Source organism: Natronoarchaeum mannanilyticum (assembly GCF_039522665.1).
Taxonomy (GTDB): Archaea; Halobacteriota; Halobacteria; order Halobacteriales; family Natronoarchaeaceae; genus Natronoarchaeum; species Natronoarchaeum mannanilyticum.
Genome location: NZ_BAAADV010000003.1, coordinates 1 through 24,467, shown reverse-complemented (window position 1 = coordinate 24,467; position 24,467 = coordinate 1). Strand labels below are relative to the sequence as shown.

The 24,467-nt window shown below is 68.8% G+C and carries 26 protein-coding genes; 16 read left to right on the top strand and 10 right to left on the bottom strand.

What is annotated here, in order from left to right; genetic code table 11:
• The first annotated feature begins 54 nt into the window (after positions 1 to 54).
• Positions 55 to 984 (top strand): polyprenyl diphosphate synthase, encoded by a 930-nt coding sequence (gene uppS / locus ABDZ81_RS08500; RefSeq protein WP_343773532.1) that lies wholly within the window; start codon positions 55 to 57, stop codon positions 982 to 984.
• A 24-nt stretch (positions 985 to 1,008) separates the two neighbouring features.
• On the opposite strand, the gene ABDZ81_RS08495 is transcribed toward uppS, so the two are convergent.
• A complete protein-coding gene (locus ABDZ81_RS08495) occupies positions 1,009 to 1,617 on the bottom strand; it encodes an undecaprenyl diphosphate synthase family protein (RefSeq protein WP_343773531.1) in 609 nt (202 codons plus the stop codon).
• A 178-nt stretch (positions 1,618 to 1,795) separates the two neighbouring features.
• Between ABDZ81_RS08495 and ABDZ81_RS08490 the strand changes: the two genes are divergently transcribed.
• Both ABDZ81_RS08490 and ABDZ81_RS08485 read left to right on the top strand, forming a co-directional pair.
• A complete protein-coding gene (locus ABDZ81_RS08490) occupies positions 1,796 to 3,121 on the top strand; it encodes a DUF92 domain-containing protein (RefSeq protein ID WP_343773530.1) in 1,326 nt (441 codons plus the stop codon).
• Positions 3,118 to 3,579: a GNAT family N-acetyltransferase gene (locus tag ABDZ81_RS08485; protein WP_343773529.1), complete on the top strand. Its 462-nt coding sequence runs from the start codon at positions 3,118 to 3,120 to the stop codon at positions 3,577 to 3,579. The genes ABDZ81_RS08490 and ABDZ81_RS08485 overlap by 4 nt, the downstream gene beginning before the upstream one ends.
• 33 nt (positions 3,580 to 3,612) lie before the next feature.
• Here the strand turns inward: ABDZ81_RS08485 and dnaG are convergent, their stop codons facing one another.
• Positions 3,613 to 5,028: a DNA primase DnaG gene (gene dnaG, locus ABDZ81_RS08480; protein ID WP_343773528.1), complete on the bottom strand. Its 1,416-nt coding sequence runs from the start codon at positions 5,026 to 5,028 to the stop codon at positions 3,613 to 3,615.
• Positions 5,029 to 5,266: 238 nt separating this feature from the next.
• The gene (locus tag ABDZ81_RS08475) at positions 5,267 to 6,007 is read right to left on the bottom strand and encodes a sugar phosphate isomerase/epimerase family protein (protein ID WP_343773527.1); all 741 of its coding nucleotides are present in this window, start codon (positions 6,005 to 6,007) and stop codon (positions 5,267 to 5,269) included.
• 199 nt (positions 6,008 to 6,206) lie between these two features.
• On the opposite strand from ABDZ81_RS08475, the gene ABDZ81_RS08470 reads away from it, so the two are divergent.
• The 4 genes from ABDZ81_RS08470 (at position 6,207) to ABDZ81_RS08455 (ending at position 9,237) form a co-directional block, all read left to right on the top strand.
• On the top strand, positions 6,207 to 6,488 hold the full coding sequence (locus ABDZ81_RS08470; RefSeq protein WP_343773526.1) for a DUF3311 domain-containing protein: 282 nt from the start codon (positions 6,207 to 6,209) through the stop codon (positions 6,486 to 6,488).
• Complete coding sequence (locus ABDZ81_RS08465) at positions 6,485 to 7,957, top strand: sodium:solute symporter family protein (RefSeq protein WP_343773525.1); 1,473 nt, start codon at positions 6,485 to 6,487, stop codon at positions 7,955 to 7,957. The genes ABDZ81_RS08470 and ABDZ81_RS08465 overlap by 4 nt, the downstream gene beginning before the upstream one ends.
• 65 nt (positions 7,958 to 8,022) lie before the next feature.
• Positions 8,023 to 8,232, top strand: coding sequence for a YgaP-like transmembrane domain (locus ABDZ81_RS08460; protein ID WP_343773524.1), 210 nt, complete (start codon positions 8,023 to 8,025; stop codon positions 8,230 to 8,232).
• Positions 8,233 to 8,325: 93 nt separating this feature from the next.
• On the top strand, positions 8,326 to 9,237 hold the full coding sequence (locus tag ABDZ81_RS08455) for an HFX_2341 family transcriptional regulator (RefSeq protein WP_343773523.1): 912 nt from the start codon (positions 8,326 to 8,328) through the stop codon (positions 9,235 to 9,237).
• Positions 9,238 to 9,241: 4 nt separating this feature from the next.
• On the opposite strand, the gene ABDZ81_RS08450 is transcribed toward ABDZ81_RS08455, so the two are convergent.
• From ABDZ81_RS08450 to ABDZ81_RS08440, 3 genes are all read right to left on the bottom strand, one after another.
• Positions 9,242 to 9,658 carry a hypothetical protein gene (locus tag ABDZ81_RS08450; RefSeq protein WP_343773522.1) on the bottom strand — a complete coding sequence of 139 codons (417 nt, stop codon included), beginning with the start codon at positions 9,656 to 9,658 and terminating at the stop codon, positions 9,242 to 9,244.
• Between the two features lie 204 nt (positions 9,659 to 9,862).
• Positions 9,863 to 10,054 (bottom strand): hypothetical protein, encoded by a 192-nt coding sequence (locus tag ABDZ81_RS08445; RefSeq protein WP_343773521.1) that lies wholly within the window; start codon positions 10,052 to 10,054, stop codon positions 9,863 to 9,865.
• A 56-nt stretch (positions 10,055 to 10,110) separates the two neighbouring features.
• Entirely contained in the window at positions 10,111 to 12,708 is a 2,598-nt protein-coding gene (locus tag ABDZ81_RS08440; RefSeq protein ID WP_343773520.1) for an efflux RND transporter permease subunit, read from the bottom strand.
• Between the two features lie 151 nt (positions 12,709 to 12,859).
• Here ABDZ81_RS08440 and ABDZ81_RS08435 point away from each other — a divergent pair, with 151 nt between their 5' ends.
• The 3 genes from ABDZ81_RS08435 (at position 12,860) to ABDZ81_RS08425 (ending at position 16,885) form a co-directional block, all read left to right on the top strand.
• Entirely contained in the window at positions 12,860 to 13,495 is a 636-nt protein-coding gene (locus tag ABDZ81_RS08435; RefSeq protein ID WP_343773519.1) for a DUF8102 family protein, read from the top strand.
• A gap of 267 nt (positions 13,496 to 13,762) precedes the next feature.
• Positions 13,763 to 16,432 carry a valine--tRNA ligase gene (locus ABDZ81_RS08430; protein ID WP_343773518.1) on the top strand — a complete coding sequence of 890 codons (2,670 nt, stop codon included), beginning with the start codon at positions 13,763 to 13,765 and terminating at the stop codon, positions 16,430 to 16,432.
• A gap of 87 nt (positions 16,433 to 16,519) precedes the next feature.
• The gene (locus ABDZ81_RS08425) at positions 16,520 to 16,885 is read left to right on the top strand and encodes a hypothetical protein (RefSeq protein WP_343773517.1); all 366 of its coding nucleotides are present in this window, start codon (positions 16,520 to 16,522) and stop codon (positions 16,883 to 16,885) included.
• Here the strand turns inward: ABDZ81_RS08425 and ABDZ81_RS08420 are convergent.
• The gene (locus tag ABDZ81_RS08420) at positions 16,871 to 17,566 is read right to left on the bottom strand and encodes a DUF1405 domain-containing protein (protein ID WP_343773516.1); all 696 of its coding nucleotides are present in this window, start codon (positions 17,564 to 17,566) and stop codon (positions 16,871 to 16,873) included. The two genes, ABDZ81_RS08425 and ABDZ81_RS08420, sit on opposite strands and share 15 nt — an antisense overlap.
• A 140-nt stretch (positions 17,567 to 17,706) precedes the next feature.
• Here ABDZ81_RS08420 and ABDZ81_RS08415 point away from each other — a divergent pair, with 140 nt between their 5' ends.
• The 5 genes from ABDZ81_RS08415 to ABDZ81_RS08395 all read left to right on the top strand — a co-directional run bounded on the left by ABDZ81_RS08415 (position 17,707) and on the right by ABDZ81_RS08395 (position 21,349).
• Positions 17,707 to 17,847: a hypothetical protein gene (locus ABDZ81_RS08415; protein ID WP_343773515.1), complete on the top strand. Its 141-nt coding sequence runs from the start codon at positions 17,707 to 17,709 to the stop codon at positions 17,845 to 17,847.
• Positions 17,848 to 17,950: 103 nt separating this feature from the next.
• On the top strand, positions 17,951 to 18,859 hold the full coding sequence (gene pdxS, locus ABDZ81_RS08410) for a pyridoxal 5'-phosphate synthase lyase subunit PdxS (protein ID WP_343773514.1): 909 nt from the start codon (positions 17,951 to 17,953) through the stop codon (positions 18,857 to 18,859).
• A 181-nt stretch (positions 18,860 to 19,040) separates the two neighbouring features.
• Complete coding sequence (locus ABDZ81_RS08405) at positions 19,041 to 20,198, top strand: CBS domain-containing protein (protein WP_343773958.1); 1,158 nt, start codon at positions 19,041 to 19,043, stop codon at positions 20,196 to 20,198.
• Positions 20,199 to 20,283: 85 nt separating this feature from the next.
• Entirely contained in the window at positions 20,284 to 20,958 is a 675-nt protein-coding gene (locus ABDZ81_RS08400; protein WP_343773513.1) for a helix-turn-helix domain-containing protein, read from the top strand.
• 64 nt (positions 20,959 to 21,022) lie between these two features.
• Positions 21,023 to 21,349: a DUF7344 domain-containing protein gene (locus ABDZ81_RS08395; protein WP_343773512.1), complete on the top strand. Its 327-nt coding sequence runs from the start codon at positions 21,023 to 21,025 to the stop codon at positions 21,347 to 21,349.
• Between the two features lie 45 nt (positions 21,350 to 21,394).
• Here ABDZ81_RS08395 and radB read toward each other — a convergent pair whose 3' ends face one another.
• Positions 21,395 to 22,108: a DNA repair and recombination protein RadB gene (gene radB, locus ABDZ81_RS08390; protein ID WP_343773511.1), complete on the bottom strand. Its 714-nt coding sequence runs from the start codon at positions 22,106 to 22,108 to the stop codon at positions 21,395 to 21,397.
• Positions 22,109 to 22,309: 201 nt separating this feature from the next.
• Here radB and ABDZ81_RS08385 point away from each other — a divergent pair, with 201 nt between their 5' ends.
• Entirely contained in the window at positions 22,310 to 23,050 is a 741-nt protein-coding gene (locus ABDZ81_RS08385) for a hypothetical protein (RefSeq protein ID WP_343773510.1), read from the top strand.
• A 78-nt stretch (positions 23,051 to 23,128) separates the two neighbouring features.
• Here the strand turns inward: ABDZ81_RS08385 and ABDZ81_RS08380 are convergent, their stop codons facing one another.
• On the bottom strand, positions 23,129 to 24,094 hold the full coding sequence (locus ABDZ81_RS08380; protein WP_343773509.1) for a cation diffusion facilitator family transporter: 966 nt from the start codon (positions 24,092 to 24,094) through the stop codon (positions 23,129 to 23,131).
• A 98-nt stretch (positions 24,095 to 24,192) separates the two neighbouring features.
• Entirely contained in the window at positions 24,193 to 24,348 is a 156-nt protein-coding gene (locus ABDZ81_RS08375; protein ID WP_343773508.1) for a hypothetical protein, read from the bottom strand.
• Positions 24,349 to 24,467: the final 119 nt, after the last annotated feature.

Genomic DNA, 24,467 nt, shown 5'->3' with positions numbered 1-24,467 from the left:
GACGTGACGGCGAGTACGGAAAGACACATGTGTGCCCGCCCTGACCGATCCTGTATGAGAGAGTGGTTCGGGCGGCAGGTCCGCTCGGGGTACGAGCGACTGCTCCGGCGGGAGATCGAGGGGGTCCCGACCCACGTCGCGGTCATCCAGGACGGCAATCGGCGCTACGCGCGACAGAACGGTGCAGACGCGCCCGACGGCCATCGAGCCGGCGCGGAGACGACCGAGCAGGTCCTGGAGTGGTGCCAGGATCTGGGCGTCGAGGAGCTGACGCTGTACGCCTTCTCGACGGAGAACTTCGATCGACCCGACGAGGAACTCGAACCGCTGTTCGACCTCCTCGAAGGCAAGCTCCGCGAGTTCGCCGACGCCGATCGGGTCCACGAGAACGGCGTCTGCATCCGCGCGCTCGGCGACGTCGAGCGGCTCCCCGAGCGCGTGCAGGACGCCGTCGCCTACGCCGAGGAACGGACCGAGGGGTACGATCGGTTCGTCCTGAACGTCGCGCTCGCGTACGGCGGCCGCGCGGAGCTGCTGTCGGCGGCCCGCTCGGTTCTCTCGGATGTCGACGCCGGGGCGCTGTCGCCCGGGGAGATCGACGTCGAGACGGTCGAGGAACGCCTCTACGAGCGGCCCGTTCGGGACGTCGATCTGATCATCCGCACCGGCGGCGACGAGCGCACCAGCAACTTCCTGCCGTGGTACGCGAACGGCAACGAAGCCGCCGTGTTCTTCTGTGCGCCCTACTGGCCCGAGTTCCGGCAGGTCGACTTCCTGCGGGCGATCCGGACCTACGAGCACCGCCAGGAGTCCTGGCGGACGGCCAGGGCGCGGCGCGCGCTCGCACTTCTCCGGGCGACCGGGAGTGCCGAACTCGACGAGGCCAGGAACGTGCTCGAACGCTTTCGGGACGCGCTGCCCAGCAGCGAGCGCGAGCAGCTCGATCCGGAGGAGTTCGACGCCGACGAGCGGGCCGCCGACTGACCGTCAGTCCCCGTCTCTGGCGGCTCAGCGTCCGAATCTCCTCGTCCGATTCTTGTACTCCCGGATCGCGCGGAGGTAGTCGCGCTTGCGGAAGTCCCGCCAGTTCACGTCCGTGAAGTACAGTTCGGAGTACACCGACTGCCAGATCATGAAATCCGAGAGCCGCTCGGCGCCGGTCTTGATGACGAGGTCGGGCGCGTCCGGGAACACCAGCCGCTCCTCGACGTCGTCCTCGCTGATCGCGTCGGGATCCAGCTCGCCCGATTCGACCTCGCCCGCGAGCGATCGCACCGCGGCGGTGAACTCGTGTTTGCCGCCCAGCCCGATGCTCACCTGGATCGGCGCGTCGGCCCGCGACCGGTCCTCGGGGCCGCGCACGGCCATCTCCCGCGGCGCGGCGACGTCGGTCAGCGAGCGCTCCAGCGTCGGCACGGCGGCCTCGTCGAGGACGCTGACGTACACCGTCACGCGCTCGGCGCCGTACTCGAACGCCCACCGGAAGAACGTCTCTAGCGTCTCGTAGGCGCCCCGCTCCAGCAGGTCGCGCTCGGCGACGATCAGCGCGACGTGCTCCGGCGGCGCGGCCTCCTGGTTGCGAACCCGCAGCGAGAGGTACCGGTCGTACAGTCCCACGGACGACTGTTAACGGCCACGCTGGTAAATGGTGCGACCGGCGTCGACGCGCGCTCGGATCGGGTAGTCGGGTTCGTTCGAACGCCGCCATGCGGACGAAAGCCTGATCGCCACGATGGCTCGGCGGCTCTTCGGTTCGGGAAGGTTAAGTAAGCCTCAGCAAAAGGAAGCGAGTAACGTGACATCGACCGTCCGCCGCGCGGGTGCGTTCGCCGCTGTCGGGACCCTCGCGGTTCTGGCCGCGGCCGTGCCCGCGGCGGCCGTGGCCGCGTTCGTTGCGGTGGCCGCCGCAGCCGCGACGATCACGGACGGCGCCGCCTTCGAGCTGTTCGCCCGACCGGGCGACCGGCGCGACGAACGCCTCAAGGGGCTCGTCGGCTTCGCCGTCGCGGCGGCGCTGTTGGCCGGATTCGCCACCTTCGGCGAGCTCCCCGTTCGGGTATTCGTCGGGACGGTCGTGCTGTACGCCTACGGGAACCTCGCCGGCGAGATCGCCCAGCGACGCGTCGGCGGCGAGGTCGCCGAAGCCGTCGGGTTCGTCGTCGGCGGGCTGCTCGCCGGCGTCGCCGCCGTCCAGGCGACCGCGCTGGTGACCGACGCCGCTCTACTGCCGTTCGCGGAAGTGGCGGTGCTGGCGACGACCGGCGCGCTCGTCGGCGCCTTGCTCCGGTCGGTACTGCTGGGCCGGGACGACCCGGCCGTGATCCTCTCGGTCGGCCTGCTGCTCTGGCTGATCGCCGCGCTGAACGTCGGCACGACGACGACGGACGTGCTCGTCGCGCTGGGCGTGACGGCCGCGCTGGGCTACACCTCCTACGCCCTGGAGACCGCGTCCGTCGAGGGGATGCTCGCGGGCGTCGTGCTCGCGTTTCTGGCGATCGTGCTCGGCGGGTACCCGTGGTTCGCCGTCATGATCGCGTTCTTCGGGATCGGCGGGCTCTCGACGAAGTTCCGCTACGACGAGAAGCTCGACCGCGGCGTCGCCGAGGACAACGAGGGCGCGCGGGGGAGCGCGAACGTGCTCGGCAACGCCGCCGTCGCGCTGGTCGCCGTGCTCGGCTACGCGGCGGCCTCCGCGGGCCTGTTCGGCGCCGATCCCGCACTGTTTCTGTTCGCCTTTACGGGGTCGCTCGCGACGGCGCTCGCGGACACGCTCTCCTCGGAGATCGGCGGGGTGTTCGATCGCCCGCGGCTGATCACCACCCTCGAACGAGTCGAGCCGGGGACCGACGGTGGCGTCACCTGGCAGGGGGAGATCGCCGGGGCAGCCGGCGCCGCACTCGTCGCCGCCCTCTCCTGGCTGCTGTTCGCGGAGGTGGGAGTGCCCGGTGCGCTGGTGATCGTCGCCGCCGGCGTGACGGGGATGACCGTCGACAGCCTGCTGGGCGCGACGATCGAGGGGAACAGCGTGGGCAACCAGAGTGTCAACTTCCTGGCGACGCTGTCGGGCGGGATCGCCGGCACGCTGTTCGCGCTGGCGGTCGGGCTGGCGGGGCTGCCGTGATCCGCGAGGCCGTCGAGGCCGACCGGCCGGCCCTGCTCGCCCTGCAGTCGCTGCTCCCCGAGCCGGCGCCCGAGGCGCTCGGCGCCGCGCTGGACGGCCCGGGCGAGGTGCTCGTCGCGACCGACGGCGGGAGCGAGCCGGGCGCGCGGCTCGGCGCCGGCGACCGAGACCGCCAGCGACCGATCGGCTACGTCTTCGCGATGCCGAGCGACGACAGCGCGTACGTCGCCGAGCTCGTCGTCGCCCCCGACCGGCGGCGGGAGGGCATCGCCTCGCAGCTGTTTTCCCGACTGTTCGATCGGCTCGAGGACCGTAGCGTCCGGCTCGTCACGCTGGCCGTTTCGCCGGACAACGACGAGGCCCGTGAGTTCTACGAGGAGTGGGGCTTCCGGGAGGTCGATCGGGATTCCGAGTACTACGACGGCGACCCGGCGCTGTTGCTGGCCCGGCCTCTGTGAGCGAAGAATGATCGAAAGAAATGGCGGCGAACGCTACCCGCCGTCGCCGAGCAGCTGGTCGGCGGTGCGCAGCCGGACGCTCGTCGGCCGCTTGGTGAACTCGCCGAGCGAGCGGGCGACCGCTTGCGAGACGCCGCGCTGGGCGGCGACGTCGAGCAGCCGCTGGCTGAGTTCGCCGTCGAGCACGACGGCGCTCGGCGGTGACGCTGCGGCCTCGACGGCCTCGACGGCGTCTTCCGCGGGCGCCTCGTCGATTTCGCCGAACTCGTCGTCGAGCAGCCGCACCGTCTTGCGCTCGCCTCGGACCACGGCCTCGACGTGGCCGTGCAGCGTCTCCGGGACAGTCGTTTCGGCGTCGCCCGACCCGGTTTCGGCGTCCGTCCCGGTTTCTTCGACGTCCGCCGGTTCGGGCGTAACGTCGGGCGATTCGAGTTCGGTCTCCGCGGCGCTCTCCTCGGCATCGTCGACATTCTCAGCTGCGGCGTCCGCCTCTTCGGCGGCGTCCGCGACTGCGGGTTCGTCGGGACTCTCGGGGCCGTCGACCGCGTCGCCCGACTCCGACGAGTCCGCCGCGGCGTCGTCCGACTCCGGCGCGGGCATCGCGCTCCCGTCGGTCGCGGCGACCGCGGTGCGCGGCGTCGAGGCGTCCGCGACGGCGTCGTAGGGGACCTTGTCCCGCAGCGCCTCGAACACCTCGTGGCGCGAGAGGTCCTCGACCGACCGGCCGTCGGGCGCGAACGTCACGTAGTCGACGTCGGCGACCTGCGAGAGCTCCCGCAGGATCAGGTCGCCGCCGCGGTCGCCGTCGAGAAAGGCGGTGGTCGTCCGCTCGGCGGTCAGGTCGGCGACGACGTCGGGGACGTCGGTGCCCTCGACGGCGACGGCGTTCTTGACGCCGTACTGCAGGAGCGTCAGCACGTCGGCGCGCCCTTCGACGATCACGACGGCGTCGCTGTCTTCGACGCGGGGACCCGCGGGGAGCCCCTCGTACTCGGTGACGTCGGCGACGCGGACGCGCTGGCGCACCTCCTCCAAGATCTCCTGGCTGCTCATCGCGGTCTCGTCGAACGCCTCGACGAGCAGCTCGTGGGCGCGGTCGACGATCTGGCGGCGCTTGGCCGCGCGCACGTCCTCGATGTTGGTCACGGTGAGATCGGCCCGACAGGGACCGACCCGCGTGATCGTCTCCAGCGACGCGGCCAGCGTCGCTGTCTCGACCTTGTCCAGGCTCGTCGCGATCGTCACCTCGCCGCGCGACTCGCCGCCGCTGCTGTCGATCTCGACGTCGATGCGCCCTACTTTCGAGGACTGCTGGAGGTCCCGCAGATCGAGCTCCTCGCCGAGCAGCCCCTCGGTCTGCCCGAAGATGGCGCCGACGACGTCACTCCGCTCGACCACCCCGCTCGCGGTCACGTCGGCGTGGATGAGATATTTCGTTGTATCGTCCATTGATGATCTGCCCCGGTCGGGGGCGTGATTGTGAATGACCCATGAACGGCTTCATGGTACGTTATATATGTTTGGGTCGGAACCTTCAAATACCTGTCGTCAGTTCTCGGCTCGACAGTAGGGTCCGGCGACGCCGCGCCCGCTCTATACGTGGTGACTCTTGTCGTACCGATCGATAACGGGTAATTAAAACGGAGGCAGCCGCCGGAGCGGGGCGGCGCGATGCACCGAACGGGCGCTACCGCGCCTGATGGGGATCGTCGAGCACCGTCGCGCCGTGAGCCAGCGACGCGATCGGATCCTCCGGATCGTCGTGCTCGTAGACGATCGCCTCGACGTCGGCCTCGCGCGCGGCGTCGACGCAGGCCGGCACGTCGAGGACGCCCTCGCCGAGCTCGACCGGCTCGCCGTCCGCGCTCACGTCCTTGAGGTGGACCAGCGGGATCCGGTCGTCGAACCGCCGGAGCAGCTCCGTCGGATCGTAGTCGGCGGCTTTCGCCCAGCCCAGATCGAGCTCGAAGCCGACCGCGTCGTCGGTCTCCTCGACGAGGAGCTCGAACGCCGACCGGCCCTCCGTCCCGCGGGGCGAGACGAACTCGTGGTCGTGGTTGTGGTAGCACAGCCGCATCCCGTGCGGTTCGAGCAGGCCCGCGAGCGTCTCCAGATGGTCGGCCGTCTCGGCGACGGCGTCGCGCTCGTCGAAGTGGGATTCGTCGAGGTACGGCACGACGACGGTCGCGCAGTCGACCGCATCGCACGCTTCGACGACTTCCTCGGTCGAGCGCTCGATGCGGTCGTCGGCGACGTGCGCGGCCGTCGCCGTCAGATCGGCGTCCGCGAGCGCCTCGGCGACGCCGTCCTCGGTCGGCGCCGCGGCGAACTCGACGCCGTCGAGCGGCGTCTCGCCGACCCGTTCGATCAGCTGCGCGGTCGGTTCGCCGACGTTCCGGAGCGTGTACAGCTGGACTGCCGTGTGCATGTTCGCGACTGCGACGGACGCACTGAAATAGGTCCGGCCTCCGGCGACCGACGGTCGATCGACGATCGCGTGGACCGGTCCGACACGTCATCGGCCGATCGGCTACCGTCGCGGGGTATCGAACAATATTTCTCTTCAGTCGCACCGTCTGGTGACGAACGACAATCTTTAAGCGCGTCTGACGGCGACCCGCCTAGTAATGACGTCGTCGACCGAGCGGATCGGCTGGGGCATCGCGTTCCTCCTCCTGGCGGCGCTGGGGATCCCGTGGTTCCTCTGGGGGTCCGACCGCGTCGTCGCGGGGCTGCCCGTCTGGATCTGGTGGCACGTCGGGTGGATGCTGCTGACCGCAGCCGCGTTCTGGCTGTTCGCGCAGCGCTCGTGGGGGCTCTGGATCGAGAGCGACGCCGCCGTCGAGGATGGCAAAGCGTCCGCCGCGGGGGCGACCGCAGCCGACGACCCCGGAGGTGACCGACCGTGAGCCAGGTCGCCCTGCAGCTGGGCATCGTCGTCGGCTATCTCCTGCTCGCGCTCGGCGTCGGCCTGCTGGCCTACCGGCTCACCGACCGCACCGCGGAGGACTTCTATCTCGCTTCCCGCACCTTTGGCACGGTCGTCCTGCTGTTCACGACGTTCGCGACGCTGCTGTCGGCCTTTACGTTCTTCGGCGGCCCGAACCTCGCCTACGCGTCGGGCCCCGAGTGGATCCTCGTGATGGGCGTGATGGACGGGATCCTCTTCGCGATCCTCTGGTACGTGATCGGCTACAAGCAGTGGCTGATCGGCAAGCGTCACGGCTACGTCACGCTCCCCGAGATGCTGGGCGACCGGTTCGGCTCGCCGGCGCTGCGCGGGCTGGTCGCGCTCGTCAGCCTGTTCTGGCTCTTTCCGTACATCATGCTCCAGCAGATGGGCGCCGGCACCGCGCTGGCGGGCCTGACCGGCGGCTGGCTCCCCTACTGGGCCGGCGCGGCGCTGGTGACCGCCTTCATGATCGTCTACGTCGTGCTCGCGGGGATGCGCGGCATCGCCTGGACCGACACGATTCAGGGCGCCTTTATGCTGCTGGCGACGTGGGCCGCCGCGCTGTGGGTGCTCGACGCCGTCGGCGGGGCGGGCGCCGCGACCGCGGCGGTCGCCGAGTCGAACCCCGAGTTCCTCTCGCTGGGCGGCGGCGTCTACTCGCCGGCGTGGATGATATCGCAGGCCGTCAGCATCGCCTTCGGCGTCGCGATGTTCCCGCAGGTCAACCAGCGATTCTTCACGGCGGGCTCGAAGAAAGTGTTCAAGCGCACGTTCGCGCTCTGGCCGATCCTGGTCGTCCTACTCTTTGTCCCGGCGTTCCTGCTGGGCACGTGGGCGGCCGGCCTCGGAATCGCAGTCCCCGAAGGCGAGAACGTCCTCCCGATCCTGCTCAACGAGTACGCGCCGGGGTGGTTCGCCGCGCTCGTGATCGCCGGCGCGATGGCGGCGATGATGAGTAGTTCCGACTCGATGCTGCTGTCGGGCTCCTCCTATTTCACGCGGGATCTCTACCGCCCGTTCGTCTCGCCCGACGCCAGCGAGCGCCGCGAGGACCTGCTGGGACGGATCGGCGTCGTCGTCTTCGCGACGGCGACGTTCGTCGCCAGCCTCTACCGGCCCGGCGGGCTGGTCCAGATCGGCTCGACCGCGTTCGGCGGGTTCGCCCAACTCGCGTTCCCGGTGCTGGTCGCGCTGTACTGGCGTCGGACGACCCGCGCGGGGATGCTCGCAGGCGTCGGCGCGAGTCAGGCGTTCTACCTCGCGTCGGTGTTCATCGGGGCCGTCCCGAGCACGTACTGGGGTTGGGACGCCTCGATCCTCGGCATGGTCGTCGGGCTCGTCCTGACCGTCGGCGTCTCTGCGGTGACTCCTCAATCGGCCGACGCACGCAGCGCCCGGTTCGCCGAGCTTTCGGGCGCCGAGTAGCGAGCGCACTCTGATCCCGACCGCTTCCGGGAAGATACAAGCCCGACGGGGCCTATGCTCAGGATATGGTGGACAAGAACGTCGGCGGTCGCGACCGACTCGCCCGTGCACTGCTCGCCGCGCTGCTGACCGTCGCGGCGATCCGCTCGCTGCGACAGGGTCGACGAACGGTCGGGATGCTCGCGAGTATCAGCGCGCTGGGGTTCGGGATCAACGCGGTGACGTGCTTCTGCGGGCTGAATCGAGCGCTCGGCATCGACACGACCGAGGAGTAGGAACGTCCCGTTTTTCGTCGTGTACGCCGCCCGGGAAGCACGAGGGCGCCGAAGACTGGTCCTTTAAATAAACGCCGCCCCCACGTCTCTCGTATGCAAACGCACATCGTTCCGGTCGGGTTCGACTACGACCGGCTGATCGCGCCGCTCGTGCGCGACCAGTTGGACGTCGATCGGGTCGTCCTGCTTGAGGGTGCGGTGGGCAGCGAGGCCAACGTCGAGTACTCGCAGAACCTCTCCGAGAAGCTCGAACAGGATTTCCGGAACCTGCTGGGCGCCGAGACGGAACGATTCGTCCTGAAGGACGTCTACGACTACGACGCCGCCTTCGAACAGGCGTTCGCGATGATCAACGACGAACTCGACCGGGGCAACGAGGTCTGGGTGAACATCAGCGCGATGCCCCGGCCGGTCTCCTTCGCCTTCGCGACGGCGGCCCACTCGATCATGGTCGAGCGTCAGGAGGACCGCGAGAAGATCCACACCTACTACACCGCGCCCGAGAAGTACCTCGAAACCGAGCTCGCCAAGGAGCTGCGCAAGCAGCGCGAGCTGCTGGAGGATCTGCAGGCCGAGGGCGAAGCGGCGGACGACCGGATCGGGGAGCGCCTCGACAGCGCCGAGGAGCTGCTCTCGGAGTTCGACGAGCGCGGCACGACGATCGGCGCCAAGGAGATCGACGGGCGCCACATCGTCGAGCTGCCGGTCGCGTCGTTCTCGAACGTCAAGCCGTTCGAGGAGCTGATCCTCTTCACGCTGGGCGAGCACGGCGAGTTCGACAGCATCTCCGAGCTCGCGAAGGAGCTCGCGAAGGAGCTCAACGAGGAGTACACCGACAGCTTCCGCTCGAAAGTGATCTACAACGTCGACCGGCTCGGCCCGGGCGGCAAGGGGTACATCGAACAGGAGTCACACGGGAAATCCTACCGGACGCGCCTCTCGCGGATCGGCGAGCTGTGGGTGCGCTCGCACTCGAACGACCAGGAGACCAGCGTCGAACTGTAGCGGCTCAGTTCTGCGACCCGCCGAACTCCGGCGTCGGCACGACGCCGCGGATCACCAGCGCGTACGCGACGACTAGCAGCGCCGCCAGCACCAGCGGCGTCCCGGCGTCGCCCTGCAACCATCCCGGTAGCGCCGCGACGGCGTCGACCAGCGGCACCGCGGGCTCGAAGGCCAGTAGCCACGCGAGCAGGATCAGCGCCATCAAGAGCGAGGTCCCGAGTTCGGGCATCCGATCCCGGCTGTAGGCGTGTGCGACCAGCGCCAGCGCGGCGGCGTCCGAGACGATCGGCGCGTTGCTGGAAGGGTCGCCGGTCAGCACCGCGCCGAGCACCGTGACCGTGAGAAGGTAGACGAGGACGAGCACTGCACCGAGCACGGAGTCGTAGGCTGCGGCCCGGCGTCGAACGTCCGTCAGATCCATCGAGTTGCGGTAGCGACCGCGGCGTGATGAAGGTAGCGCACCCGGTGCGGATCTCAGTCCTCGTCGGCGTCCTCGCGAGGCGAAGCTGAGCGAGGGCTCGGAGAGCTTTGCTCTCCGGCGTCCTCCTGAGCTTGCGAAGGAGGGCTCAAAGCGCTCTGCGCTTTGGCGTCCTGACGAGCCTGCGAGTCAGGGCTCGGAGAGCTTTTACTCTCCGGCGTCCCGCCGCACGACGCCGAACTGCAGCGCCGCGCCGGCGCCGCCGGTCAGCACCGAGCCGCCGACGATCGTCGCCGACGCGTCGGTGAGCATCCCGTACACCGCCACGGCGGCGCCACACAGCGCCAGCACGCCGCAGGCGAGCGCGTAGTAGTCGAACCAGTCCTCGAAGACGGCCATCGATCGTTCGTTCCGGGCCCGGGCTGTTGAATGTTGGCGGCGATCGCGTCGGCGTCTCAGTCCCCGCCGCTGGCGACGCTCTCGCGGGCCGCCCACCGTTCGATCGCACGCTCGCGGAGCACCAGCAGGCTCGGCAGCACCGTGATACAGGCGACGAAGGCGTAGACGATGCTCAGGCCCGTCACGATGCCGAAGCGCTGGAGCGGCGGCGCCAGCGCCAGCGCGAGGACGCCGAAGCCCGTGGCCGTCGTCGCGGCGCTGCCCAACAAGGCGCCGCCGGTGCCCGCGACGGTCGCCGAGAGCGCCGCGTCGAGCCCGTCGTGCCGACGGCGTTCGTCGACGAAGCGCTCGGTGAAGTGGATGCTGTAGTCGACGCCCAGCCCGATAGCGAGGCTCGTGACGACCGCAGTCTCGCTATTAAAGGGCACGTCGAACAGCGCCATCGTGCCCAGCAGCCACGCCAGCGCGAGCACGACCGGCGCGAGCGCGACCGCCGCCAGGTCCGGCGCGCCGGTGCGCCACCAGTACAGTCCGAGCAGGAACGCGCCGATCACGACCAGCGTGACCGCAAGCGCCTGGATCAGCGTCTCCAGCAGCGCGTCCTGGAGGACGGCCGTGACGACTGGACCGCCGGTCGCGACGGCGCTCACCGGCGCCGACGCCTCGATCGACGCGGCGAACGCGCGGACGTCCTCGGCGACCGTCTGGGCCGACGCGTCGCCCTGCACGCCCACCGTCAGTCGGGCCGATTCGTAGTCGCCTCCATCCGTTCGGTACAGCACGCCGGCGGCCCGCTCGGGCGCGGCGTCGAACAGCGCGTCGTACACCGCGGCGACGTCCTCGTCGGGCAGGCCGTCGCCGTCGGCGTCGCGGGCGTCGATCGCCGCCGCGAGGGAGTCGTTTTCGGCGGCGACCGCTCGGAGTACCGTCGCGGGCGTCTCGGCGGCCGCGGCGCCGTCCGGCCGATCCGCGATGGCGTCGTCCGGGTTCGCCTCGCGCGTCGCGGCGTCGATCGCGCGCAACGTTTCGGGATCCGTTATTTCGCCGCGTAGCAGCACTTGCGCTTCGGCGTCCTGCCCGCGCTGGCGGAAGTTCTCGCCGAGATACTGAGCGTTCTCGCGCACGTCGAAGTCGCCGGCCGCGAGCGGGCCGGGCAGCGACTTCGCCCAGTCGGGCGCGTCCTCGGGCAGGAAGTCGGTCCGGTTGAACTCCGTGTCGATGCCGGTCGCGCCGTACGCGCCCGCCGAGGCGACTAGCACCGCGATCACCAGCACGCCGAGCGGCGCGCGCCGGGCGAGCCCGCCGGCGGCCCCGAGCGCCCGATTGATCGGCCCCGGCGTGACGCCGACCGCGGGGTTCCGACGCTCGCGCCCGAACCTGTCGAGTAGGCGCTCGATCTCCAGCTTCACCGCCGGAACCAGCGCCGCGAACACGACGAACGTCGCGAGGATGCCGGCGCCCGAGAGCACCGCGAAGTCCCGGATCGCCGTCAGCGGGCTGACGTAGTTCGAGAGGAAGCCGACGCCAGTCGAGAACGTCGCCGCGGCGAGCGCGAGGACGACGCCGGCGACGCCCGTTCGCATCGCAGCGGTCGGGTCGCGTCTGCCGGTCGCAGTGTCGTCCGTGTCGAGATCGCCCTCTCTCGCCTCGCGGTAGCGCATCACGACGTGCAGCGAGTAGTCGATGCTCAGTCCGATCAGCAGGAACGGCACCGCGATCAACAGCTGGCTGGAGGGGATGCCGAGCCAGCCCTGGGCGCCCGCGAGCCACGCCATCACGACGCCGATGCCGAACACGCCGATCAGCACGTCGACGACGTCCCGGTAGGCGATCGCCAGCACCCCGAGCACCAGCACCAGCGCGACCGGCGTGATAATGGTGAAGCTGTCGCCGACCGCGCGCGTCGAGGCGTCGTCGGTGACGCCCTGGCCGAACACGAACGCGTCGTCGAAGCGCTCCTCGACGAGTCCGTCGATCTCGACCTGCGCGTCGTAGGCGGCCTGCGGGTCGGCGTCGCCCGCACTCCCGTCGACCTGGAACACGAACGTGATCCGCGCGTCGGCGCTGGTCGCGCCCGGATCGTAGTCGGCGGGCAGGAACTGGTAGGGGTCGCCGCCGCGCGTCTCGGCGTCTGGAGCGAGCACGCGTTCGAGCAGCGACTCGACCTCGGCGTCTGACCGCGATTCGAGCGCCGCGATCTGCTGGTCGAGCGTCGGCGGCGGCGCGGTGCTGGCGTTCGTCTGGTTCCCCGCGCCCGCTCGATCCTCGTAGTACGCCGCCGTGGCGACGACGTTTTCCAGTCCGACGACGCCACTTTCGTTCCGCAGCGTCGCGTCGATCGACTCGTCAGATCGCATCTCCTGCTGGAGCCGTAATCCTGAGAGCAGCGACTCCTTCGTCAGCACGTCGCCCCCCTCGTCGCGGACGACAATCTGGGCGACGACGGCGTCGTCGGTGTCGTATGTCGCCTCGATCTCGTCGAGCGCGGCCCGCTCCTCGGAGTCGGTCTCGAACTGGCCGATGCCGCCCTCGCCGGCGCTACCCAGCGCCGCGCCGGCGCCGACGACGAGCGTCGCGACCAGCAACAGGACGATCACGAGCCGGCTGTGGTCGACCAGCGCGTCGGCGTACCGATCGACGAGCTCCCGGCTCATCGGTTCGGTTCCTCCTCCCTGAATTCGGGACGGGCGAGCGCCGGCGGCCCTCCGAGACGGCGCTTCGCGGGGTCGTACATACCTCGGTCTGACATCCCAGCGCTGATATACGTTCGGATGGAAACGGACTGTGTATAACCGACATCCGATTATGAACACCGACATCGACCGCGATCGGGGGGTGCTCACCCCCGCCGACCGGGCGTACCTGCTCGGCGAGGCCGAGATGAGCCACGAACAGTCGAAACGCAACGCCGAGGCGCGCATCCGCGGCCGGATCCGCGAGGGGATCCTCGATTTCGACCTGCTGGTCCACCACCTCGACCGGAAGGACCGCCGCCAGATATTCGAACGGGCCACCGACGACGAGGCGTTTCTCGACGGCATCACGGCGATGCTATCGTTCGCCTACATCGGGCTCAAAGAGCAGGGCGTCGACTTCGAGCGCGTGCTCGTCCCGGCGATCAGCGGCGCCGAGCGCGCCTACGGCATCGACCAGCAGTCCGCCAACGTCACCGTCGACGTCGAGTTCGACGTCGAGACCACCGTCGAGGCTCGGCTCGACGGCATCGCCGAGCGGTTAGACGACGGCGACCCCGTCGCGCCCCGCGAGCTGTTCTCGCTGGTCATGGAGGGCGAGCGCGCGCTCGACGATTACGAGCGCATCACGCTGCGGCTCGACGACGAGGAGGACCGCGCGCACGTGACGCGGCTCGCCGAGTATCTCGACGCCGACGTTCGGTACCGCAACGACGCCCTGGCCGTCCTGCGCCTCGACGCGGAATGACGCCGCTGTGGGCCGCCGCGCTCTCGAAACCACTAAGACGCGCGCGTCGGCAACTGTAGGTATGCCCGTCACCGCTGCCGACCCGCGCGGCAACGACGGCCCCCGCGGCGTGTTCGTAGGGGCGTCCTAGCCCCCTCACTCCTACCCCGTTTCGACGGATGTATTGCACCCGACCGGCTTTCAGCGATCAACGACCAGTATGTACGACCGATACGACGGACGGACGAGTTCGCGGCATCGACGACGCCCTTCGCGGGCGGTGAGAGCATGAGCCAAGACGCCGAAGAGCGCTCGGACGCCGATGGTCTCGACGGCGGCTACGACGCCGACGCGGTCGAGCCCAAGTGGCAGGACCGCTGGGTCGAGGCCGAGACCTACGCCTACGAGGGCGACCCCGAGCAGGACCCCAACACCACCTACGCCATCGACACGCCGCCGCCGACGGTGTCGGGCAGCCTCCACATGGGCCACCTGTACGGCCACACGCTGCAGGACTTCGCCGCCCGCTTCCAGCGGATGTACGACGGCGACGTCCTGTTCCCCTTCGGCTACGACGACAACGGCATCGCCTCCGAGCGCCTGACCGAGCGCGATCTCGGCATCCGCCACCAGGAGTTCGAGCGCCGCGAGTTCCAGCAGAAGTGCCGCGAGGTCTGCCAGGAGTACGAGGACTCGTTCACCGAGCAGATGCAGTCGCTGGGCTGCTCGATCGACTGGAACCACACGTACAAGACGATCGAGCCGCGCGTCCAGCGCGTCTCGCAGCTGTCGTTCCTCGACCTGTACGAGAAGGGTCGCGAGTACCGCAAGAAGGCGCCCGCGATCTGGTGTCCCGACTGCGAGACGGCAATCTCGCAGGTCGAGATGGAGGACGACGAGCGCGGTTCCCATTTCAACGACATCGCGTTCGAGCTCGTCGGCGACAACCTCGATCGCGACGAGTTCGTGATCTCGACGACCCGGCCCGAGCTGATCCCCGCCTGCGTCTCGGTGTTCGTCCACCCCGACGACGAGGACAACCAGGAGCTGGTCGGCGAGCGCGCCCGGATCCCGATCTTCGGCCACGAGGTGCCGATCATCGAGGACGAGCGCGTCGACATGGAGAAAGGCAGCGGCGTCGTGATGTGCTGCACCTTCGGCGACCAGAACGACATCGAGTGGTACCAGGCCCACGATCTGCCGCTGCGCGTCGCGATCGACGAGTCCGCGACGATGACCGAACTCGCGGGCGACTACGAGGGCATGAGTACGGAAGAGGCCCGCGACGCCATCGTCGAGGACCTCGACGAGGAAGGCTACCTCCGGGATCGCTGGGAGATCTCCCACGCCGTCCAGGTCCACGAGCGCTGCGACACGCCCGTCGAGTACCGCGTCTCCAAGCAGTGGTACGTGGAGATCCTCGATCACAAAGAGGAGTACCTCGAGGCGGGCCGCGAGATGGACTGGTACCCCGAGAAGATGTTCTCGCGGTACGAACACTGGATCGAGGGGTTAGAGTGGGACTGGCTGATCTCGCGCCAGCGCGACTCCGGCATCCCGTTCCCGGTGTGGTACTGCGAGGCCTGCGACGAGCCCGTGATGGCCGAGAAGGAGGATCTGCCGGTCGACCCGCTGGCGGACGACCCGCCGGTCGACGCCTGTCCCGAGTGCGGCCACGACGAGTTCGAAGCCGAGGAGGACGTGTTCGACACGTGGGCGACCTCCTCGCTGACGCCGCTGATCAACGCCGGGTGGGACTGGGACGCCGAGGACGAGCAGTTCTCGATGGACCACCCCGAACTCTACCCCTTCGACCTGCGCCCGCAGGGCCACGACATCATCTCGTTCTGGCTGTTCCACACGATCGTCAAGTGCTACGAGCACACCGGCGAGGTGCCGTTCGACGCGACGCTGATCAACGGCCACGTCCTCGACGAGAACCGCGAGAAGATGTCCAAGTCGCGGGGCAACGTCGTCGACCCCGAGAACGTGATGGCGGAGTACCCCGTCGACGCGATCCGCTACTGGGCCGCCAGCGCGTCGGTCGGCGACGACTTCCCGTTCAAGGAGCAGGATCTCGTCACCGGCGAGAAACTCCTCAGGAAGCTCTGGAACGCCTCGAAGCTCGTCGACCAGCTCACGCCCGCCGATCCGGTCGAGGAGCCCGACGAGCTCGACCCGATCGACGAGTGGCTGCTGGCCCGCCAGGACGCCGTGATCGAGAGCCTCACCGCGAAGTTGGAGGATCACGAGATCTCGAAGGCGCGCAACGAGCTGCGCGTGTTCTTCTGGAACACGTTCTGCGACGACTACCTCGAGATCGCGAAACAGCGCCTCGACAGCGACGATAGCGACTCCACGGCGTACGCCCTGCGGACCGCCCACCGGCGGTTCGTCGAACTGTTCGCGCCCCTGCTGCCCCACATCACCGAGGAGATCTGGCAGTCGCTGTACGCCGACGGCGGCTCGGTCGCCGAGGACAGCGTCCACCTGCGCGACTGGCCGACGCCGTCCGGCTACGACGCCGACCTCCAGTCGGGCGAGACGGCCCTCGAAGTGATCGGCGCGCTCCGGCGCTACAAGAGCGAGCACCAGCTCGCGCTGAACGCCGAGCTCGATCGCGTCGAGGTGTACGGCCGCATCGACGGGTTCGAGGACGTCGTCCGCGACGTGATGCACGTCGACGAGCTCGACGCCCGCGACGAGGCCGCCGACGTCACGACCGAGATCGCCGAGATCAGCCTCGACTACTCGCAGGTCGGGCCGAAGTTCGGCGAGAAAGTCGGCGAGATCGACGCCGCCCTCGAAAATGGCGAGTACGAGCTGTCGGACGGCACGCTCGAAGTCGCCGGCGAGGAGCTCGGCGCGGACCTGTTCGAGGTGCGCGAGGAGCGCACCTACGCCGGCGAGGGCCAGATGATCGAGGCCGACGACCTGGTCGTCGTCGTCCAGAACTGAGCGAGGCGTCGGATCCCGTCGACGCCGCGGATCGAATCGCGCGAACGCACCCGTAATTTTTTGCGCCACGACGCCGAAGTCGCCCGTATGGCGACGAACGACTCCGCCGCAGCAGGAGCCGGTATGCTCACCCTCAGGGGTGCCACCGGCCCCGCGATCGGCGCCCTCCTCGCGTGGCTGGCGATCGACGTCGTCGTCGATCCGGGCGGGTGGCCGGTTGGGGCGCTCGTCGCGGCCCTCGCGTTCCTCCCGCTCGTCGGCGTCGCGCTGCAGCGGAACGCCGCGGGCGTCGTGGTCGGTGGGCTCGTCGCGGTCGTCGCGCTGTCCGCACTCGGAGTCGTCCGCGGCGGGGCGCCGTCGACGCCGCTGCTCGCGGTGATGGCGCTCTGCGGCGCGTTCCTGGTCGTGTTCGGCTACGCGCTGAGCGATCCGACCGGGTCAGCCGCTCCCTGACTGCCGAAGTTCCAGCTTCTTCGAGCGGATCGCCAGCGAGAGATACGTCGCCAGCAGCGTCAGCAGGACGGCGCCGGCGGCGACGACGTCCAGCGCGTCCGCGCCGAGCCACATCGGCGTCGAGCGATCGACCGGGATGATCGTGTGGTGGGGCTCGCCGACGACGGGAATGAAGAAGTCGACGACCAGATCGAGCCCGTACCACGCGACGGCGACGCCGACCGCCTCGGTCGGGAAGTCGCTGATCCGGTAGATCACGAACGCCTGGACGACCATCCCGAGGTGGCTAAAAAACAGGAACAGGTACATCGCGGGGTGCTGGTGGGCGAGGTAGACGTCCGCGAACACCAGCAGGACGTACGGCGTCCAGAAGCCGAGGATCAGGTTGCCGAAAAAGGCCACGGCGTTGAGCCACTCCCGACTGTGCCCGCGCGCCCACGAGGCGAACGCGCCGGCGGCCAGCAGCGTCGCGGCGGGGCTGTCGGGCACCCACGGCCACATCACGGTCGGCGTGTCGAGCAGTTGGCCCGTCTCGAAGGCGTAGAACCAGAAGCCGAAGGCCGTCCCGACGAGGTTGATCGCGACGACGAGCCACACGTTCCGGAGCCCCAGATCCTCGACCGCGTCGGGGACCGGCGCGAGGTAGGCCGGCAACCTGTCGCGCTCGGGAAGTTCTCGCATCGTCCGTGGGATCTTCCGAGGCGACCAAAACGGTAGCGGTTCCGGCCCGGTCGTCGCGTTCCCTCCTCCTCCTGCTCTCTCGGCCCTTCCGCCGCCGGGAAAAATACTTGCCAGTTGGCACAAACGGCTACGTATCGATGATGAGTCTCGGCCAGAAGTTCGTCGCCCTCTCGACGATCGTCGGGCTCAACCTCGTGGTGCTGCACTTCCTCGGCTGGCTGTTCGTGTTCCTGTCGCTGTTCGTGTCGGGGCCGATGGCGATGGCCGTCCTGCGGCAGTAACACCGTCGATACCGCTCTCGTCCTCTGTACCCGCCTTTCGTCGGGGGTTCAGGCGACTGCAGCAAAGGAACCCGTTAAGTGTGGCGGGTCCTAACCGCGCGGTATGGCAGCAGAGACGGATCTCGAAGATCTCAAGCGCGGCACGGACCTCGTCAAGCGCGGCTTCGCCCGGATGCAGAAGGGCGGCGTGATCATGGACGTCGTGAACCGCGAGCAGGCCCGGATCGCCGAGGACGTCGGCGCGGTCGCGGTGATGTCCCTGGAAGCCGTCCCCGCCGATATCCGCAAGCGCGGCGGCGTCGCGCGGATGGCCGACCCGGCCGACGTCGAGGCGATCATCGAGGAGGTGTCGATCCCGGTGATGGGCAAGTCCCGGATCGGCCACGCCAAGGAGGCCCAGATCCTCGAGGCGACCGGCGTCGACATGATCGACGAGTCGGAGGTCCTGACGCCCGCCGACGACCGCTTCCACATCGACAAGCGCGACTTCACCGCGCCGTTCGTCTGCGGCGCGCGCAACCTCGGCGAGGCGCTCCGCCGGATCGACGAGGGCGCGGCGATGATTCGGACGAAAGGTGAAGCGGGCACCGGCGACGTCAATCAGGCCGTCCACCACCAGCGCAACATCAAAGGGGCGATCCGCAAGCTCGAAGGAATGGCCCACGAGGAGCGCGAGGAGTGGGCCCGCGAGCACGAGGCGCCCGCCGACCTGGTCCACGAGACCGCCGAGATGGGTCGCCTGCCGGTCGTGAACTTCGCCGCCGGCGGCATCGCGACGCCGGCCGACGCCGCCTTGATGATGCACCACGGCTGCGACGGCATCTTCGTCGGCTCGGGCATCTTCGGCGCCGAGGACCCCGAGGCGATGGGCACCGCGATCGTCGAGGCCGTCAACAACTGGGACGACCCCGACGCGCTGGCCGAGATCAGCAAGAACGTCGGCTCGGGCATGAAGGGCGACGCCAACGCCGACCTGCCCGAGGAGGAGAAGCTGCAGGGCCGCGGCGTCTGAGGACCGACCGAACACCCGACGACGACGGAGCGGTTTCTATCTGAACTATCTGAGGGTCGCAGTCGCCGATCGCGTGTCGGCATCGCGCGGCCGAGATTATCAATCTTGATAACCAATCTCGCGTGTTAACAATGGTCGGTACCTTAAATAGTGTCCGCGGAGTACACCCACTGTGAGCACCATGGACATTTCTGACATCGCGTCACAGCAGTTCGCCGAAGTTGATGTCGAGACGAGACTGGGCAAGGTGCGATCGCTGTTCGACGAGGAGAACCCGAAAGGGATAATCGTCACCCGCGACGGCGAGTACGCGGGCGTGATCGGCGAGCGCGACCTGCTCCAGTCCCACGTCGAGGACGACGCGAAGGTCGGGTCCCACATCAAGCCCAGCCGGAACGACCCGGCGCCGAAGATCCAGCGGACCGAGAACATCCGCGACGTCGCCCGCAAGCTCGTCGAGGGCGGGACGAAGGTCGCGCCGGTGTTCGAGGACGGCTCGCTGTGGGGCATCATCACGGCCGACGCCATCCTCGAGTCGGTGATCGAGAACCTCGACGCGCTGACCGTCGAGCAGATCTACACCGACTCGGTGATCACGATCGGCGAGGACGACGGCATCGGTAAGGCGATCAACCAGCTCCGGGAACACGGGATCTCCCGGCTGCCGGTGCTCAACGAGAACGGCTACCTCTCGGGCGTGGTCACGACCCACGACATCAGCGAGATCGCCGTCCGGAAGAGCCAGCGCCAGACGACGGGCGACCGCTCGGGCGACGCGAACAAGATCATGGACGTGCCCGTCTACGACGCGATGTCCAGTCCCGTCGGGACGACGACCGTCGACGCGTCGGTTCGAGCGGCCGTCCAGAAGATGCTCGACGACGACTACGGCGGGCTCGTCGTGACGCCGGAGGGCGACGACCGGACGGTCAGCGGCATCCTCACGAAAACCGACGTGCTCCGAGCGCTGTCGTACACCGAGGAGGAGACGATGGACGTCCAGATCACGAACATCCGGCTGCTGGACACGATCAGCCGGCAGGACGTGCGCGACGCCATCACGCAGGTCGCCGACAAGTACCGGAAGATGCAGGTGCAACACGTCCACGTGCGGTTCCACAAGCACAAGGAGAAACTCCGCGGAACGCCGCTGATCCAGGCCCAGATCCGGATGCGGACCAACAAGGGCCAGATGGCCGGCTCCGGCGAGGGGTACGGCGCCGACAACGCGTTCCACGTCGCGCTCGACAAGCTGGAACGTAACGTCCTCGAACGGAAAGGCGTCATCAGCGACGAGGAACACCGCGGACAGCTGCTGCGGAAGCTCGGCGAGCTGTAGCGGTTCGGCGTCGCTGCCGTCAATCCGGCGTCGTCTCGGCCACTGATTCCAGCGCTCTTATTCTGTTCGGGGTCGAAACGGCCGCATGAGCGTCATCGCGGAGTTTTCGGTCGCGTCGGATGATTTCGCGTTGCATCATTCGTTGACCGCGGCGCCGGAGATGGTCGTCGAGATCGAGCAAGTCGTCGCGACGATGGAGGATCGGGTAATGCCGTACTTCTGGGTCACCGGCGGCGACCAGTCGGAGTTCGAGGCGGCGTTCCGCGACGACGAGACCGTGACCGACGTCACGGCGGTCGACGAGACCGAGGACGCCAGGCTGTACCGCGCCGAGTGGACCGACAACGTCGAGACGATAGTGTACGCCTACGTCGAGATCGGCGCGACGATCCTCGACGCGCTCGGCAGAAACGAGGGGTGGGAGCTGCGGATGCGCTTCGACGACCGGGAGAAACTCTCCGATTTTCGCGAGTACTGCGACACCCACGGGATCGCGTTCGAGCTCAACCAGATCACCGAGCAGGAACAGCCCATGGCGAGCGCGCAGTACGACATGACGCCGAAACAGCGCGAAACGCTGGTGAGGGCGCTCGACGCGGGCTACTACGACGTCCCGCAGAGGGTGACGATGAGCGAGCTCGCCGACGAGCTGGGGATCTCCCAGCAGGCGCTCTCGAAGCGGTTCCACACGGGGCATCAAAACCTCGTCAGGAGCACGCTGACGATAAGCCATCCGGACGATAAGGACGGCAGGAACTGACTCGCACCGCGGGAGTTGTCTATACAACGTTGCACTTCATCCGCGTGGGGCAGCTACGAAGGGTATGGTTGGGACCACGACGGATACCGCCGCAATAGCGCCGCTCGCACACGAACGCCGCCGCACCGTCCTCCGCCGCCTGCGAGAGTACGGGATGCCGATGACGCTGGCCGACCTGGCCGACGAGGTTGTCGGCAGCGAGAACGACGAGCCCGTTCCGGAACTTTCCGGCGAGGAGGTGACGCGCGTCGCCGCCAGGCTGCACCACGTGGATCTCCCGAAATTAGCGGAGGCCGGGTTCCTGACGTACGATCTGCAGACGAACGTCGTCAGGCTCTCCGAGCGAGGCGAGACGTTCGATTACGAGACGATCCCGATGGCGATGCCGTAGTTCGGCGGCGCCCCCGGTCCCGTCTATTCGGAAACTACCGCTCGGTCACCGCGCCGGATCTTCGACGGCGACGCAGCCCTCGTCGGTGATCCGAAACTGCGCCGTTTCGCCCGCGGGCTTCGCGCGGTGTTTCTCCAGCGTCGCTTTCCTGTTGCCGCCACGGTAGCGATCGAGCCGAAGCACCGTCCCGGTCCAGTGTTCGAGCGTGTGCCCGCCCAGCGCGCGCGTCTGGTCGCTGTCGGGATCGGAAAACACCTGATTGGTGACGACGACCGCGAGGTCGTGCTTGCGCGCCAGCGAGAGCAGGTGGGTCACCTGACTGGCGACCTGGCGCAGGGCGTCGCCCGCGTTGGCGTCGGCGGTGCGTTCGAGCCGGTAGAAGCCGGTCGCGCTGTCGACGACGATCAGGTCGGCGTCTGGCGCGAACTCCTCGGCGTCCCGGACGGCCTCGGCCTGCTCCTCGAAGTCGTGAGCGCTCTCGACGACGACCCGGCCGGCCGCGGCCGACACGGCGTCCTCGTCCTCGCCGACGCGCGCCTCCAGCAGCTGCTCGAAGCGGTCGACCGAGATCCCCTCGGTGTCGACGTACACCGCGCGCCCGCCGTCGGCGGCCACCTCGACCGCGGCGCCGAGCGCGAGGTTGGTCTTGCCCGCCGCGGGCTGGCCGTACACCTGCGTGACGGTCCCGCGCTCGAACCCGCCGCCCAGAAGCTCGTCGACCGGCCCGCATCCCGTCGAAATCGGCTCGCTCGCGTTCACGACCGACGGTTGGGCCGTTCCCCGCAAAAACTCCCCGGTATGGGCGCTGGACGCCGCCGGGGCCGCGGCGTGACGGCCGGCCGGGCGTCGACGTCGTCGCCGCACCGTGTCCGCCCCCGCGACGCACCGGCGTCCCGACGCCGCCCCGCGGTCGGGCCGCCGTCTTAAGAGTTAACACGGACCGACGCCAACCATCGGACAGTGATCGTCGTCGCGACCGAGGACTTCGAGGTGTACCACGGCGTCGTCAACGAGCTGCGGGACCGCGGCGTCCAGTTTACTACCGTGGAACCTGACGACGAACTGCCCGACGCTGCCGGCGTCGTGATCACGGGCCCCGACGAGGCGTTCGCCGAGCGGGAGGACGCGGCGGCGTTCGACACGGTCGCGGCCGACCCTGCGAATCCCCGCCAGGCCGTCGAGGCCGCGATGGCGCTGCTCCGCGAGGAGGGCGGCCGGATCGTCGTCGGCGTCGACCCGGGGACCAAGCCGGGCGTCGCGGTGCTGGCCGGCGAGATGGTGATCGGCGCCTTCCACGTCCCGCTGGAGGACGCGCCGGAGGTCGTCCGCCGGGAGGTCGCCGACGCCGAGAACCCGGTGGTGCGGGTCGGCGACGGCGCCCGCCTGGAGAGCGCCCGGATCGTCGACGCGCTCGACGACGTGCGGGTCGAACTCGTCGACGAGACCGGGACGACGCCGTACCTCGGCACCGGCGCTCGGGGCATGGGCGACGTGCTCGCGGCGGTCAACATCGCTCGCCTGGAGGGCGAGGTGATCGAGCGCCGGGAGATCGAGCCGACCGACGGCGAGCTGCAGGTGATCAAAAACAGGTCGCGCGAGCGCTCCTCGGAGAATCGGACGATCGACGAGGAACTCGCCCGCCGGGTCGCGACCGGCGATCTGACGCTCGACGAGGCGATCGAGGAACACGGCGATCGGTGACCCGGTCGGCGCCCGGGTCGCGTTGGATCCGGTCGGCGATCCGGACCGTCATCGGGCGCTCGATCGCAGCGACGCCGCTCAGGCCGCCCGTTCGCCGTCCGGCTCGACGTAGATCTTCCCGATGTCGGGATTTCGCTCTCTGATCCGCGTCTCCATCTCGTCGATCCGGCGCTCGACCGTCTCGGCGTCGAGGTCGGGCTCGAACGACACGTCGGCGGTGACCAGCACCTCCTCGGGGCCGAAGTACACAGTTCGAAGGCCGACGATCGACGCGACGCCGTCGGTCTCCGTGATCGTCGCCCGGAGCTTCTGCTCCTCGTCGTCCGGCAGGCTCTCCCCGAGGATCAGGCGCTTGTTCTCCCACGCCAGCGCCAGCGCGAAGCCCATCAGCATGATGCCGATCAGCAGCGCGGCCGAGGCGTCGAAGATGTAGTTGCCCGTCCAGCGCGTGAGGAAGATCCCCAGGAGCGCGATGCCCAGCCCGGCGAGCGCGATCGTGTCCTCGGTCAGGGCGGTGAGGATCGTCGTCCGGCTGGTCTTCCGGAACGCCTCGACGTAGCCGCTGTAGCCTTTCTCCTCGATCTCGGCCTGCATGGCGGCGCGCGCCTTGACCAGCGCCCACGTCTCGAAGACGATCCCGCCCAGCAGAACGCTGTAGTTGACCCAGATCCCCGGAATCTCCGCCGCGACGACGGGGATCGTCACGGCCCCCTCGACCGCGGTGGTCTCGCCGTGCATCACGGCCTCGTAGCCGTGCTTGGCGCTCTCCCAGCCCGCGATGCCGAACAGGAACACGCTCACGAGGAAGCTGTAGAAGAACTGCGCCTTCCCGTAGCCGAACGGGTGGTCCCGGTCGCGCTCCCGCCCGCCGTACCTGATGCCGATCAGCAGGAACACCTGGTTCCCGGTGTCCGATATCGAGTGGTACGTCTCGGCGAGCATCGCCGGGCTTCCCGTCAGGACGAACCCGCCGAACTTCAGGATCGCGATGGCGCCGTTCGCGAACAGCGCTGCGAGGACGACTGACGTGCTGTTTCCGGCCATTGCATCCTCTTTCGCCAGCCGACAAAAAAGTGTACCGGGACGTCCGGGAGACGCCCGTCGCCACGGCGGTCCCGGGCGCCGCGGCGCGTCGGCGTCGGTCAGTCGGCGCTCGACGCGCTCCGCCTGAGCGTCCGCCGGCCCGTCCGCGTCTCGGCCTCTCGCGTGTTGCAGGTCGTACACCGGTACTCGACGAGCTTCGTCGTCTCGTCGTCGAGGTGCATCCGCTCGCCGCACCGGGGACAGTCTGGAATCATAAATGATGGTAGATCCGGACGGCAGATAACGCTTTCTGCCGCCGATCGGGTAGTGTTCAGATAAGCTGATTCCATGCGAAGGCGAACGCCTGGAGCCAATTTTCGGCGGTGTTTGCTTC